At 39.3% G+C, this 14,388-nt stretch carries 16 protein-coding genes; 3 read left to right on the plus strand and 13 right to left on the minus strand.

Annotated elements, in window-relative coordinates:
• Positions 1-404 precede the first annotated feature (404 nt).
• From D0463_RS18385 to pdxR, 7 genes are all read right to left on the minus strand, one after another.
• Positions 405-2,558 (minus strand): ATP-dependent Clp protease ATP-binding subunit, encoded by a 2,154-nt coding sequence (locus tag D0463_RS18385; protein ID WP_117308803.1) that lies wholly within the window; start codon positions 2,556-2,558, stop codon positions 405-407.
• Positions 2,559-3,006: 448 nt separating this feature from the next.
• On the minus strand, positions 3,007-3,840 hold the full coding sequence (locus D0463_RS18390) for an STAS domain-containing protein (RefSeq protein ID WP_117308804.1): 834 nt from the start codon (positions 3,838-3,840) through the stop codon (positions 3,007-3,009).
• Between the two features lie 168 nt (positions 3,841-4,008).
• Positions 4,009-4,383: an MmcQ/YjbR family DNA-binding protein gene (locus D0463_RS18395; protein WP_117308805.1), complete on the minus strand. Its 375-nt coding sequence runs from the start codon at positions 4,381-4,383 to the stop codon at positions 4,009-4,011.
• 461 nt (positions 4,384-4,844) lie between these two features.
• Positions 4,845-5,183 carry a DUF3147 family protein gene (locus tag D0463_RS18405; RefSeq protein ID WP_117308807.1) on the minus strand — a complete coding sequence of 113 codons (339 nt, stop codon included), beginning with the start codon at positions 5,181-5,183 and terminating at the stop codon, positions 4,845-4,847.
• Positions 5,167-5,583 (minus strand): MarR family transcriptional regulator, encoded by a 417-nt coding sequence (locus D0463_RS18410; RefSeq protein WP_367946593.1) that lies wholly within the window; start codon positions 5,581-5,583, stop codon positions 5,167-5,169. The genes D0463_RS18405 and D0463_RS18410 overlap by 17 nt, the downstream gene beginning before the upstream one ends.
• Positions 5,584-5,838: 255 nt before the next feature.
• A complete protein-coding gene (locus D0463_RS18415; RefSeq protein WP_117308809.1) occupies positions 5,839-6,498 on the minus strand; it encodes an HAD family hydrolase in 660 nt (219 codons plus the stop codon).
• Positions 6,499-6,517: 19 nt separating this feature from the next.
• Positions 6,518-7,918 carry a MocR-like pyridoxine biosynthesis transcription factor PdxR gene (gene pdxR, locus D0463_RS18420; RefSeq protein WP_117308810.1) on the minus strand — a complete coding sequence of 467 codons (1,401 nt, stop codon included), beginning with the start codon at positions 7,916-7,918 and terminating at the stop codon, positions 6,518-6,520.
• A gap of 107 nt (positions 7,919-8,025) precedes the next feature.
• On the opposite strand from pdxR, the gene D0463_RS18425 reads away from it, so the two are divergent.
• Positions 8,026-8,451: a GNAT family N-acetyltransferase gene (locus tag D0463_RS18425; RefSeq protein WP_117308811.1), complete on the plus strand. Its 426-nt coding sequence runs from the start codon at positions 8,026-8,028 to the stop codon at positions 8,449-8,451.
• A 35-nt stretch (positions 8,452-8,486) separates the two neighbouring features.
• Here the strand turns inward: D0463_RS18425 and arsC are convergent, their stop codons facing one another.
• The 3 genes from arsC to D0463_RS18440 are packed head-to-tail and all read right to left on the minus strand — an operon-like array spanning position 8,487 to position 10,591.
• Entirely contained in the window at positions 8,487-8,906 is a 420-nt protein-coding gene (arsC, locus tag D0463_RS18430) for an arsenate reductase (thioredoxin) (RefSeq protein ID WP_117308812.1), read from the minus strand.
• 18 nt (positions 8,907-8,924) lie between these two features.
• Positions 8,925-10,223, minus strand: coding sequence for an arsenic transporter (locus D0463_RS18435; RefSeq protein ID WP_117308813.1), 1,299 nt, complete (start codon positions 10,221-10,223; stop codon positions 8,925-8,927).
• Between the two features lie 20 nt (positions 10,224-10,243).
• Complete coding sequence (locus D0463_RS18440; RefSeq protein ID WP_117308814.1) at positions 10,244-10,591, minus strand: ArsR/SmtB family transcription factor; 348 nt, start codon at positions 10,589-10,591, stop codon at positions 10,244-10,246.
• A 457-nt stretch (positions 10,592-11,048) separates the two neighbouring features.
• Between D0463_RS18440 and D0463_RS18445 the strand changes: the two genes are divergently transcribed.
• Together D0463_RS18445 and D0463_RS18450 are read left to right on the plus strand one after the other, a co-directional pair.
• The gene (locus D0463_RS18445; protein WP_117308815.1) at positions 11,049-11,375 is read left to right on the plus strand and encodes a YnfA family protein; all 327 of its coding nucleotides are present in this window, start codon (positions 11,049-11,051) and stop codon (positions 11,373-11,375) included.
• A 19-nt stretch (positions 11,376-11,394) separates the two neighbouring features.
• Positions 11,395-11,595: a hypothetical protein gene (locus tag D0463_RS18450; RefSeq protein WP_117308816.1), complete on the plus strand. Its 201-nt coding sequence runs from the start codon at positions 11,395-11,397 to the stop codon at positions 11,593-11,595.
• Between the two features lie 119 nt (positions 11,596-11,714).
• Here the strand turns inward: D0463_RS18450 and D0463_RS18455 are convergent, their stop codons facing one another.
• From D0463_RS18455 to D0463_RS18470, 3 genes are all read right to left on the minus strand, one after another.
• Entirely contained in the window at positions 11,715-12,215 is a 501-nt protein-coding gene (locus D0463_RS18455) for an arsinothricin resistance N-acetyltransferase ArsN1 family A (RefSeq protein ID WP_117308817.1), read from the minus strand.
• A 245-nt stretch (positions 12,216-12,460) separates the two neighbouring features.
• On the minus strand, positions 12,461-13,864 hold the full coding sequence (locus D0463_RS18465; RefSeq protein WP_117308819.1) for an NAD(P)-binding domain-containing protein: 1,404 nt from the start codon (positions 13,862-13,864) through the stop codon (positions 12,461-12,463).
• Positions 13,865-13,921: 57 nt separating this feature from the next.
• Complete coding sequence (locus tag D0463_RS18470) at positions 13,922-14,227, minus strand: ArsR/SmtB family transcription factor (protein WP_117308820.1); 306 nt, start codon at positions 14,225-14,227, stop codon at positions 13,922-13,924.
• Positions 14,228-14,388: the final 161 nt, after the last annotated feature.

The following is a 14,388-nucleotide window of genomic DNA, read 5'->3' on the forward strand; positions in this document are numbered from 1 at the left end:
TTGTGCTCGATGAACCGGATTTGTGCTCGATGAACCGGATTTGTGCTCGATGAACTGGATTTGTGCTCGATGAGCTGGATTTGTGCTCGATGAGCTGGATTTGTGCTCGATGAGCTGGATTTGTGCTCGATGAACCGGATTTGTGCTCGATGAACCGGATTTGTGCTCGATGAACCGGATTTGTGCTCGATGAGCTGGATTTGTGCTCGATGAACCGGATTTGTGCTCGATAAACCGGATTTGTGCTCGATGAACCGGATTTGTGCTCGATGAACCAGATTTGTGCTCGATGAACCGGATTTGTGCTCGATGAGCTGGATTTGTACTCGATTACAGTTTTTCAACAGATCAATAACCTATAAAAATGGCCCCCGTACTTCAACGGAGGCATTTTCATATAAAGATTATTCAGCAACAATTGTCAATTTATCCTCTTCAATAACCGCTTTAAAATTCTTCACTTCGGGCTGTTCAAAGATAAAGTCAGCGATTCCATCTTCCAGATGCTCTTGAATGCTGCGGCGGAGCGGTCTCGCACCGAAAGCAGGGTGGTAACCGAGCTCAGCTAATTTTTCTTTTGCTTCGACAGTTACTTCGAGTCCCAATCCTTCAGCAGATAGTGTTTCATACAGATCTTTCAACATAATATCAACGATCTGCAGCAAATCTTCTTTCTTTAATGCAGAGAACTCAATAATATTGTCAAATCGGTTTAAGAACTCAGGCTTAAAGTAATTTCCTAGTGATTGGAGGATGGTAGCCTCTTCCACCGCTGAGTTAGTACCGAAGCCCATTACCTTTCTCTTCTCGCTGACTCCTGCGTTACTAGTCATAATAATCACTGTATTCTTGAAGTTAACGGTACGTCCTTGGCTGTCAGTCAGGCGGCCGTCTTCAAGAATTTGCAGGAACATATGCATGACATCAGGATGAGCTTTTTCAATTTCATCCAACAGGATGATGCTATACGGCTTGCGGCGAACTTTTTCAGTTAGCTGACCTGCTTCCTCGTGGCCAACATAACCAGGAGGTGAACCAATTAGCTTAGAAACGCTGTGTTTTTCCATGTATTCACTCATGTCAAGGCGGATCATAGCATCTTTGGAGCCGAATAGCTCTTCAGCGAGCGTTTTTGAAAGTTCCGTTTTACCGACACCTGTTGGTCCGACGAATAGGAAAGAACCAATCGGGCGGTTTTTGGACTTCAATCCGGCGCGGCTTCTGCGGATCGCTTTAGCGACTTTCTTAACTGCTTCTTCCTGGCCGATTACCTTTTTAGAAAGTTCTTCCTGCAGGTGAACCATTTTGGCTTGTTCATCTTCCTGCAGCTTGCCTACCGGGATGCCTGTTTTTTGCTCGATAATCTCTTGAATGTGCTCTACTGTAACGATCGGGCGGACTGCCTGTTCGTTTGTTTTCAGCATTTCTTCAAGCCTTTCTTCTTCATCCCGAAGCTTAGCGGCTTCTTCATAAGCTTCTTTTGCAAGGGCCTGCTCTTTTTCCTTATTGATCTGAGCAAGGCGTTCTTTAATATCCTCTTCTTGGGCGCCTTCGATGGTCAAGTTCAATTTAGAACCGGCCTCATCCATTAAATCAATGGCTTTGTCAGGAAGAAAACGATCCTGGATGTAACGATGTGAAAGTTCAACAGCTGCCTTAAGCGCTTCTTCACTAAATGAAACTTCATGGAAGGCCTCATAACGTTCTTTCAAGCCTTGCAGAATGGCAAATGCTTCTGTTGGAGTTGGTTCATCAATATGAACAGGTTGGAAGCGGCGTTCGAGAGCTGCATCCTTTTCGATTTTTCGATATTCAGCCAGTGTAGTAGCACCAACAAGCTGAAGCTCACCGCGTGCAAGCGCCGGCTTCAGGATATTTCCTGCATCCATTGACCCTTCTGCAGAACCGGCACCGACAATTTGATGAATTTCATCAATAAATAAGATCGTATTCTTTCTTTCCTGTAATTCGGAAATTAGCTGCTTCATCCGCTCCTCAAATTGTCCGCGGATGCCTGTATTGGAAACAAGGGATGCAACATCAAGCAAATAGACTTCCTTAGAAAGCAATTTAGCTGGTACATTGCCTTCCGCTATTTTTGATGCAAGCCCTTCTGCAACTGCAGTTTTACCTACACCTGGTTCCCCTATCAACACAGGATTGTTTTTATTTCTTCTATTTAATATTTCAATTACACGCTTAACTTCCTCATCACGGCCAATAACCGGATCAATAAGGCCGGCTTTTGCATGCTGGGTAAGGTTCCGTCCGTATTGGTCAAGTAACCCATTACCGCCGCGCCCACCGCCCCCGGCAGGTTTCGCTTTATTATTTTGAATGCCTGAATCCATATGGTTAGGTTGGCCAAATGATTTAAAGAAATCATCTAAAGGAAAGCCGTTGTGTTGTCCCATATTCATTCCTCCCATGGCTGCTCCCATTTTATTGCGTTCTTCTTTATAGCAAGTGGAGCACAAATTAAAACTCTGTTGATGGCCATTTACACTGACATGCAACGAAATAGCTGCTGGATTACTATGACACTTTTCACAATTCATATGTGACTCCTCCTTTAATTTATGTTCAATGGATGGAAAGTCATTGCTTGGTTTTGACTTTGACTTTCTTTGACCTTGTGAAATTATTATAACCTGACCTTTTTTGACTTTCAACTATTTTGTTTACAGATAAGAAAATTATTTCTATGCTATTGAACAGAATTGTTAAAGGTCTGACGGGCTTATAATCTCCCTTAAAAACTGAATGTCTTTATATATTTTCCTTTTAATATTAATATCTCGGCAATTGGAGTATTCAACGGACAGCTTATCGAGTTCTTTTTTAAATATGAATAATTCATCTCGTTGGATCATTTCGATGCTCCTATCGAAATTACTTTATTTGCCATTATATTACCCGAAATCCGATTTATAAAACGTAAAGGAAAGAAAAAGAGCAATGAACGCAGTCATTGCTTGTTAAGAAAAAATGCTATTTTCAATGGTTTCAATTATGCGCACCAATGGCTTGGGACAGTGTGGATTTGATGGATACTTTTTCGAAAGGAAGTCCGAGCTTTACAGCCGTTGAGGCGATTTCCGGCCGGAGCCCCGATAGAGTTGTTTTTACCCCAATCAGGTTTAGTGCTTCGATTAATTGAAAGATCTGGTGAGCTACCATTGTATCCATTATAGCCACCCCGGATAAATCAATATAAAGCTGATCAACCCCTTTTTCGGCACATTGCTCTAACGTATTTTCAAGCATGAATTTTGCACGGGCGGTATCAATATCGCCAACTAAAGGAAGCAATGCGGCATTATTATTGAGTGTAATAACAGGGGAGCTCAATTCATTTATTAATTCCTGCTGACTTTGTAGTTTATGTAGTGAATATTTATGGTTTTCTTCCACGAACCACAGGATCACTTCGCCAAAAGTTTTCACAATCATTCGATTCCAGGATTCAATTGCCTCCAAAGAGTATTTCCCTTCGTGTATGGCAATAAATTCTTTAATAAAATCGAGATATTGTTCCTGGACTCTAAAAAACTCTCTCATCACAAACTGAACCGGTGTATTTATATGCTCCTCATCTTGCGCAACTTCAACGATCCATTTCTCAAAATCCTTAATGAGCTTGGACTTTTCTTCAACAAAGATCTTACAAAAATGTAAATGAAATTCATAATTTTGTTGTTTTACTGCTTTAACTGTCTCGGGATCTGTAGAAGCATAAACTCCTTTGGGGTCACTTTTGTCCAATGATTCATACCATTCCTCAGTCAAGTTCCAGGATTTATCTAATAAGAATGTATATAATTCCTGATTTCTGTGCATCCTCTCATCCCTTCTTGAAACTACTCTATTAAAATGTTATATGTTATATGCTCAGGTACTCATTTTAACTTATAGTTATTTGAAAAGTCCATTTTTCACATATAGAGGATGAAAGGATTATGAATGCTGTCCAGCAGAGCTATTTGCTTTAGGTCAACCTTTCGAGTTCTAACTTTGGACAAACCTTACAAGCCGCTTAGGAGCAGTTCGAAGGTATCCTTCGGTTATGAGACTCTCCAATTCATCCCAGTCGGGGACAACAGTAAAATCGAAAGAAGTCCATCCATGCTGGCCAACATACGGAGTTTTAGAGAAACCTTCCTTCTGTAAAAGAAACTCTTGGGTTTCTGGAAGGGTCTTGATAGCTATCGAAACCCTCTCTCCTTCACCCATCATCACAAAAGGCTTGTCTTTTACACGAAATGATGTATGGCCAAAAGAATCAACTTGCTCTGATACTTCAGGGAATTCCACGCAAATTTTTCTTACTTTATCAAGAATTTCTATAGCTTCCTCAGTTTTTACCCTTTTATCGTGATCCATCTATAATCCTCCATAATTTTTATATGATCAAATTCGTCTTTATATCAGTGTTATCCTGCAAGATCAGAAGCTTCTCTTCATATTGAGCCAATATCTTTAATACCTCAGGCCTGCTTTCTTTTTCAAACAGATAGTTCCACCTATACATGTTTTTAAGCATTAAGAAAGTTTGTTTATAATTCCCTTTCTCAAGGCCGACTTTTTGAATGATAAATCTTTTAAGAATCCAGTAGTTCCTTTTCCAAATGGGAGTGTCTAAGTATACAATCAAATCCGCTTGCTCAAAACTTTGTGTGACCCACCCGTAATGAACACCTTCTATAATCCATGAACAGAACCAAGAATGTGTTGAAACATTTTATCCCGCTCTTCGATACTGTTTCTTATATCTCCATTCCTAAAAATCTTTTAAGCCGTAGGACAATTCTATAATCCCCAGATATAAATCAGCTCATCATTTTCTAACAGCCGCGGTTAAGGATAAACCCTTGTAATTTTAAAAAAATGATCCAGCCGCCGACTCCCAACGCAATAGATAGTAAAAAGGGTAAAGAATTTTTTAATGAAAAAGCTACGATCAGAATCAATATAATCGTGCCAGGCAATCCGTATAAAACACCAAAGAGAAAATTCCCCAGATTACTTGCTGGTTCCCCTTGTACGTATAGCCAAAAAAGGCTTAATAAACTGACTAGCGGCAAGGCTGCAATAATTCCTCCATATTTCGGGTATTGTTTTGCTATCAATGTAACGGTGGCAATGATCAATGCTGAAATGACTGTCTTAACGACGAAATTCATCAAAAGCCACCTGCCTCAGTAATTCAAATGAGTGATAAATTTGAGAGCGCTGTTCTTCATTTAATTTTCTAAAAATCATTTTTAGTTTTTCTTTATCCAGCTCCGTGTTCTTTTCTAATACCTCTTTTCCTTCTGAAGTAAGTTCAAGATATACGACCCTCTTATCACCTTCTTGCTTATATTTTCTCACATACCCTTTTTGCAATAATCTCTTTGTGTGTTCAGAAGCCGTATTATGGGAGATGCCCATTGCATTAGCTAATATTTGAACCGTTACGTATTGATTTTTATGTATGGTCTGCATGCACCTAATGTTTTGGTGAGTAAGATTTTCTTTATGTTCGTAATGCAGTAAATAATAAATATCCGTCCAAGCTTCATTTATTGATTGAATGTCCAAAGTTATTTACCCTCCAGAATATATCGTATTGTACGATATATTATAAACATTTTTTCCCTGCTTGTAAAATAAGCCTCTTTTCATGTACGGCATTATTTAAATAGATCGCGTCAATAATGATAGTTCTTGTCGGCAAATCGATATATGGGAAAAGTTGGAAATAATGGGCCAAAGTTGATAATAAATCTGAAAAGCAGATAATAAACTGCAAAAACTCGATAATAAAAATGTCGACCGCTTATCGCTGAGAGCACCCTACACATTCTTAATAATGAAAGGAACCTCCATTAAATCATTAATAATATAATCAGCCTGGACATTTGTCCATTGTTTATCTTCTTTCCAGATCGCATTAATCCCTGCATTTTGTGCTGCTTTGACATCATTTTCTGGATGGTCTCCAACGAAAAGGCACTCTTCCGCCGATACGTTTAGCTTCCGCATAGCTCTTTCGAAAATCTCAGCGTCCGGTTTTTTAATGCCTTCCCATTCTGAAATTAAGATGCTATCAAAATAATCTTTAATCTCTAGAGCTTGTATATTATCCATTTGAAATTGGCCTTTTCCATTTGTAATCATGCCTAAAAGGAGCGAATTGCTTTTTAATTCATTTAGCATTTCGATTAGATTGGGAAATCCAATGCAGCTGCTCTTAAAATGATTTAAATAATCCTGAAGTAACATTTCCCACGTTAATCCTTGAATATCATATTCACGGACCATTTCGCGATAAACTTTATCCTTCCAAACATATCCCCGGCAATCCAGCTCGATAAATCTAGAAGAATATTCATCTTTTTTTAAATGAGCCACCCATTTGTTCAGTCGATCATACTGATTATCGATAAATTTTTTAACAGAAGCATCCCGATTTAGCAAAGTGCCATCCAGATCAAATAGAACTGCCTTAATCATAGTTTCGCCTCTTTTCCGGTTATATGAACCAGGCTTTTTTCAATAATCTAATGCCCTCTTCAATCTGTAACTCCGTTAATCCACCGTAACCAAGCAATATCTTTGGCTGTTGGATTTTATCTTTGTTTTGTTGATAGATCGTCGTTGGATACACTCTAATATCTTTCATCGCAGCCGTCCGTATTAATTCATCTTCAGACATGTTGTTGTGAACTTCTAAGAGAATATGCAATCCTGATTTATCGCCAATGATTGTTACTAGATTGTTAAAATTTTTTTCAATTGATGAGAGCAATACAGTATGTTTTCTTCGGTATATATTTCTCATTTTATTTAAATGCCGCTCCCAATGACCATCTAGCATAAATTGATAGAGCGTGTTTTGATTTAGCCGGGAAACGGTTTGTTTATAAAGTTGAAACCTTTCATGATACTTCCTAGCTAAATCAGGAGGCAAAATCACATAGCTAATCCGGATAGAAGGGATTAAAGATTTAGAAAAAGTCCCAAGATAGATAACCCTGCCATGAGCATCCAGTCCTTGGAGAGAAGGGATCGGTTTACCCACATGCCGAAATTCCCCGTCGTAATCATCCTCAATAATATAGCCGTTTTTTTCTTCCGCCCATTTCAATAACTCCATTCTTCTCGTAATGGGCATGACGTTTCCATTCGGAAATTGATGGGAGGGTGTTACATAAACAATCCGGGCATTGCTATCTTTTAAATGGCTGATGCTGATTCCTTCCTCATCCAATGGTATGTGCTTTAACCCGACTCCCTGGTCTTCCAGCACCGTTCTGATTCTGTGAAAACCCGGGTCCTCCATGGAATAGGTAAGTTCTTTGCCTATTACCAAACATAGCAGTCCGATTAAATATTGTGTTCCTGCCCCAATAATCACTTGATCCCGCGCGCAACGCACACCTCTCGATTGGAAAAGGTATTTTGCAATTTCCTCCCGAAGCAACACTTCACCCTGGGGCTCTCCGCTTAAAAATAATTCACGTTCTTCGAAATACAAACTTTGCTGTGTCAGCTTTCTCCATATAGAAAACGGGAAATGTTCTAAATCAACTTTCCCATGATTAAAATCAATTTTATACTTCTTTTCATCATTTCCTTCTTTTATGTATGGTGTTTCAGGTGATTGGAAGAGAATCGTATCTTCCTCCAATTTATTTACGAATATCCCTTTTCGTGATTTCGTTTCTACATATCCTTCTGCGTTTAATTGCTGATAGGCAGCCTCGACAGTATTTTGGCTAATCCCAAGATGGTTTGACAGCTTTCTTTTGGAAGGTAGTTTTGTTTCCGCCTTGATGCCGCCGCTTTGGATTTCCTTCTTTATGTATTCGTAAAGCTGTATATATAATGATGTACTTTTGGATCTGTCTAAGTCAGGAGTTATCTCAAACACCTGCTCCACCTCCACAAACTGATACCATCAATTATATCAAATCTGGAACTTAACGGATGTTCAGATTTGCCATATAATCGTTGTAAATAAGAGGGGGAATAAATTTGATGAAAATAAAAGAACTAACTAATGAAAGTGAATGGAAGCAAGCTTTTCCAGTTATGAAGCAGCTAAGAACTCATCTAGACGAAAAAACTTACCTTGATTTAGTGAAAGAATCACAGGAAAAAGATGATTATAAAATGTTTGCACTATTTGAAGAGGGTAAGATTGCTGCTGTTACGGGGTTTATGCCAATGGTTACTTTGTACAACGGCCGCTTTATTTGGGTGTGCGATTTGGTAACAGATCAAAACCAACGATCGAAAAATTATGGGGAACAACTTCTTTCTTATGTTCATAAATGGGCACAGGAAAATGGATATCATCTTGTTTCGTTATCATCTGGATTACAAAGGGCTGATGCCCACCGCTTTTATGAAGAGAAAATGAACTATGATAAAACGAGTTATGTTTTTGTTAAAAAGGTCTAAAAAAATTGCCGGGAGGACATCCCCCGGCTTTTGGATTATTTTCCCGTATCGGCAAATTGTTTGATACGTTCCCCGATTTGATCGCGCACACGCTGGAATACAGCCCATTTCTCTTGATCAGTTCCTTGTGCTTTTGCGGGATCATCAAAACCCCAGTGATCTCGTTTTACATGGGGCGGTGTCGTTGGGCACTTATCTGCTGCATCTCCACATAATGTCACTACAAAATCAGCACTGTTCAAGATTTCAGGGTCAATGATATCTGACGTCTGATTCGAAATATCAATATCCACTTCTTTCATTGCTTTAACGGCATTTGGATTTAAGCCGTGTGCTTCAATCCCGGCACTAAGGACCTGCCATTCGTCCCCTAAATACTTTTTACCCCATCCTTCCGCCATCTGGCTGCGGCAAGAATTCCCTGTACATAGAAAATAAATTGTTTTCTTAGCCATGTTTGTTTTCTCCTTTGTTTAATGAATAATAAGCAACCATATATACAGTCCAACAAGTGTAATGAACAATGTTGGAATGGTTAAGATAATTCCTGTTTTAAAATAAGTACCCCATGATATCTTCACGCCTTTTAACGAAAGTACGTGTAACCAAAGCAATGTTGCTAATGAACCGATTGGCGTTATTTTTGGCCCTAAATCTGAACCAATTACATTTGCATAAATAAGTGCCTCTCTTATGACACCAGTTGTGTTCGTATCTGAAATAGCAAGCGCGTCAATCATCACGGTTGGCATATTGTTCATAACGGATGAGAGGATCGCTGCAATGAATCCCATCCCAATCGTGGCGGCGAACAAACCTTGATCGGCTGTCCGTTGAATGAGGGCAGCTAAAACATCGGTTAGCCCCTCATTTCGTAAGCTATAAACAACCACGTACATTCCTATCGAGAAAAAGACAATGGCCCACGGTGCACCTTTTATTACAGTTCTAGTATTAACGGCATGGCTTCTTCTAGCCATCAGCAGGAAGAAAACAGCGACAATACCTGCAATGATGGAGACAGGAATTCCTGTGAACTCACTGGCAAAATAACCGATAAGCAAAACCCCTAATACAATCCAGGATAATTTAAACATCTTTTCATCCCGAATGGCTTCGACAGGCTTTTTCAGGTCTGACACATCATAATTCTTCGGTATACTCTTACGGAAGAAAAGGTATAAGACCAAGATACTCGCTGCTAGTGAGAACAAGTTCGGCACGATCATTCTTGAAGCAAACTCGACAAAACCAATACCGAAAAAGTCTGCAGATACAATATTTACAAGGTTACTTACAACTAAAGGCAGGGAAGTTGTATCCGCAATGAAACCACTAGCCATGATAAATGGGAAGATCATTTTTTCACTGAAATTCAAGTTGCGGACCATCGCTAATACTATGGGTGTAAGAATAAGAGCCGCACCATCATTTGCGAATAATGCAGCAACTAATGCTCCCAAAATGCTTACATACACAAACATTCTGACGCCATTTCCCTTAGCTGCACGTGCCATATGTAAAGCTGACCACTCAAAGAAACCAATTTCATCTAGAATAAGCGAAATAATGATAATGGCAACAAACGCTAACGTCGCATTCCATACAATGGATGTCACATCTAGTACATCATTAAAATCTACCACACCGACAAGCAGAGCTAAAATAGCACCTCCACATGCCGACCAGCCAATCCCTAACCCTTTCGGCTGCCAGATGACTAGCGTTAATGTGGCCAAAAAAATAAGAATGGCCAAAATCGCAGAAAACATTATTGTCTACCTCCATGTTGTTAGTCGCAAGAAATACGCTTGCCACTTGCTTCTAATTCCTCTAATTTATATCTTTGACTTGGCAAGTCACAGATAACGGTTTGAACAAATGAATAATACGGATGTGAATGGTTTAATGAATAAAAGATCCATTGGCCCTTTCTTGTTTCTTTGACAATTCCACTATCCTTTAACTTCCTTAAATGTTGGCTGATGGCTGGCTGGGTCATCTGAAACAGAGCCACAAATTCACAAACACAACACTCATGATCTTCCAGAATCTTAATCATCGTTAAACGTGTCTTATCACCTAAGAGCTTGAGTATAGTTGCTGCTGTATCCAGGTCTAACTCTTGTTTAGTTTGCATAGGTTAACCCCCAGTCTATCAGTAGTGAATTATTAGGTGCGAAATCCGTGCTAACTTTCACCTTATCATTTTATAAGCATATGCTTATATATGCAACTGCGAATGTAGGATGTAAGTCTTTAAAATTATTCGAGGTTCGCTTGCTATTTCACATGAGAAAACCTTCTGAAAGAAAAAGGTTTTCTCGAACACTCCAATTGGGATAATGTAGTATACTAGTTACTATATTACTACAGGCAATGACGAAACTTTTAAAAGAAAGGCTCTGTTAAACGATAATGTTGTTTTTGGGAAGGGAATCTGCGAGACTCCTGCGGAAAAACGGGCTGGCAAGACCCCGCAGCGAGGTACGAGTGAGGAGGCTTGCCAGTTCGTCCGCGGAAAGCGAGTAGATTCCATGACCATTTGAAAATCAACAATGGAATTTAACAGAGCCTAAAGAAAAAGTGATGAAATCATGTTCTATACAATTGCTATATTTCTACTTGCTGGATTAGCTGAAATTGGTGGAGGCTATCTGATCTGGTTGTGGCTGCGTGAGGGGAAACCTGTTTATTTAGGCTTGTTAGGCGGACTAACATTAGCTTTATATGGAGTTATTGCCACATTCCAGTCGTTTCCTTCTTTTGGCCGCGTGTATGCTGCCTATGGCGGGATTTTTATAATTCTTTCTATTTTATGGGGTTGGGGCATAGACAAGAAAACTCCTGACTTATACGACTGGGTAGGTGCTGTTATTTGTATTATCGGGGTTTCGGTTATGCTCTGGGCACCACGACAATAATACCTAAGGGGGTATCTCTATGGTCATACAGGGAAATATGTCACCAAAAGCGATTATAGAAGTTTGGGATTCTACTAAAGAAGTTTTTGATGAATATGACGTTTCACTTACTGATAAATCCTTGCAGGAAATTATAGATGGGGATGCCCTTGCCGCACTCCTTAATGATTTAAATAAGAAGGTTGGGAGTTCAAGCGCTACTTGTATTGAAGGTGGCTGACATACACCTTTTAAAAAGGGATAGGTTATTCCTTCTTATGATAAATATTTACTGAACGGTTAAGAGTTTATTAAGACAACAAATAAGGGCCAAAACAGTCTGCTGTTTTAGCCCTTTATTTAGCTTATTATTTTTTCCATCGCAAGCACATCAACAAAGTGACCATCCAGAATACCTTGCTCTTTAAAAACTCCAACTACCTGGTATCCTGATCGTTGGTACAGGCTTTGACCTAATGTATTGAAGGGGAAGGTGAATAACACAATTTTATGGAATTCATTTTGTACTGCTTTTTCTTCTAATAAAGATAAAAGACACTTCCCAATTCCTTTCCCCCGCTCTTCTCTGTCTATGTATATAGATAGATCCGCTACTCCTGAATAAGCACAACGATTATTATAAGGATTTAACGATGCCCATCCAACTACCGTGTTATTATATTCCGCTACGAGTATCTTGTATCTCCCTTGATGATTGTTGAACCAATCAGTCATATATGAGATATCCTTTTTATCCGTGTCTAATGTAGCGATACGATCTTCAATTCCTTGATTATAAATATCCAATATACACTGGATATCAGCTGCTCGAGCCTCTCTGATTATTACTGAAGCACCCATTTCCACTTCACTCCTCTCACTTATAAGAAAGACATTGTTTAATAGCTTTCATAAAGTTCCCATACGTGATTTCTCCTAATGATGTAGAATCACCTTGAAAAAATCGGTTAAAAGTAAACTCTTTAGCCTCGCCGATCGTATATTCTCTTGCACGAATAACCAAATTTACATATGCGGAAAAAAATTCACAGCTCAAATTCCCACTATGGTGAACTCTCATTTTGATACCCCCTAATATTAGACCACTATTTACAGCAAGATGAAGATACGCTGACAGGTATGGATGCTGCTTCATTTGAAGCGCTAGATGTTCCACACGATGAGACAATCGGAGTTTCATGAACAACCTGGGTACAACAAGAGGAGCCTTTATTTTCTGGATCCCTTAAATTGTTAGTGCTGCACACTCCGGTTTCTGGCAAAACTAATTCCACTTTAGTTGCCGATTCTATATCCCCTGATAAATAGGCGGCAATCGAACGCACTTGCTCATATCCGGTGGCCATAAGAAAGGTAGGTGCTCTTCCATAGCTTTTCATGCCCACAATATAAAACCCCTCTTCGTTATGTCTTAGTTCTTTCTCTCCATGAGGGCGCACGGTGCCACAGCTATGTACATTCGGGTCAATAAGCGGGGCAATCCCTACAACGCTTTCGGTTGTTTGATCAATACTTAGCCTCAGTTCGCTTAGGAACGAGAAATCCGGACGGCTGCCGGTATTGACAATAATTTCATCCATTTTTAGTTCTCTGATCTCCCCTTCATTTTCACCTGTAAGCAATAGGCTATCGCCCAGCGATTTGACTTGTTGTACATGGAATGGGGTAATAACATGAACTATGCCTGAATGAACAAGTTGGTGAATCCGCGTTCCAAGCTCTCCTCTCGCCTCTAATTGGTCATTTCCTTCTCCACCATATGCCTCTTCAACGTTTCGTTTTCTCATAATCCAAATCAGCTCAGTTTGCGGATCACTTTCTTTCAATTTTGCCAATTCAATTAAGGTGTTCAGCGCTGAGTGGCCTCCCCCAACTACAGCTATACGCTTCCCTTTATACCGGCTGTTTTTCTCACCAAGCAGATTGGGAATTCCATAATAAATATGTTCGTTTAAGGCTTTTTCTTCACTTGTCCAAATACCCTCAGAGTTAACGGGATTAGGGCGGCTCCAAGTACCTGAAGCATCAATAACAGCTTTTGCTTCAATCCGTTCGGTTAAATTTTCTTTTTCCACAAAAAGTATAAACGGTTGATTCCCACGATTAATCGTTTTCATTTTATCAATATTTTTTCTGCTTATAGAGACAACTACTGTATTTAAAAAGAGGGATGGCTCTATTTCCGGCAACCTAGCTAATGGTTCCAAGTATTGAGCTATGACTTCCTTTCCAGTTGGCAGGTCAACCTGATTTGGTTCTTTCCAATTATGTCTTACCAACAATTCCTTGGCAGCCTTATCCATATTATATGGCCATGGCGAAAATAATCGGACATGCTCCCATTTTCGAATATTATCGGCAATTTCAGTGCCGGCTTCCAGAATGATAAATTTCTGTCCTTTCACCGCTAAATGTGCTGCTGCCGCTAAACCAATCGGGCCAGCACCAATAATAGCAACAGGGAGCTCTTTAGATATAGGTTTATCCATCTATCATTCCTCCTATCTTTAAAATCAAAAAAATTTGATTTATAGGTTAATAAATCATTATCTTCGTAATAGACAACAAAGTTCCTCCGACAATAGATGTTCCACTTCTTGGTTGTTTAAGGAATAATAACTCCATGTTCCTCTTGTTTCTTTTTCAATTAGTCCGGCATCCAATAGGATTTTTAAATGATAGGAAAGTTTGGACTGAGGCATATCGATGAGAGGAATCAAGTCGCAAACGCATAGCTTTCCCTTTTCTGTCAGTATGTTCATGATATGGAGCCGTTTTTTATCGGATAAAGCTTTAAATTTCGCTTCGTACTCTTCGAATGCTTTATCCAAGCTGACTTCAATCAACGACATTTCACTATTCAAAGCTTTCACCCCTAAATCAATTTTTTTTGATATATGCTTAATATATAAAAAAGTGAAAATTATGGCAACTTTTTTAATCAAAAGGCTATGTTAAATTCCATTGTTGATTTTCAAATGGTCATGGAATCTACTCGCTTTCCGCGGACGAA

The organism is Bacillus sp. V59.32b (assembly GCF_003429085.1).
GTDB lineage: Bacteria > Bacillota > Bacilli > Bacillales > DSM-1321 > Peribacillus.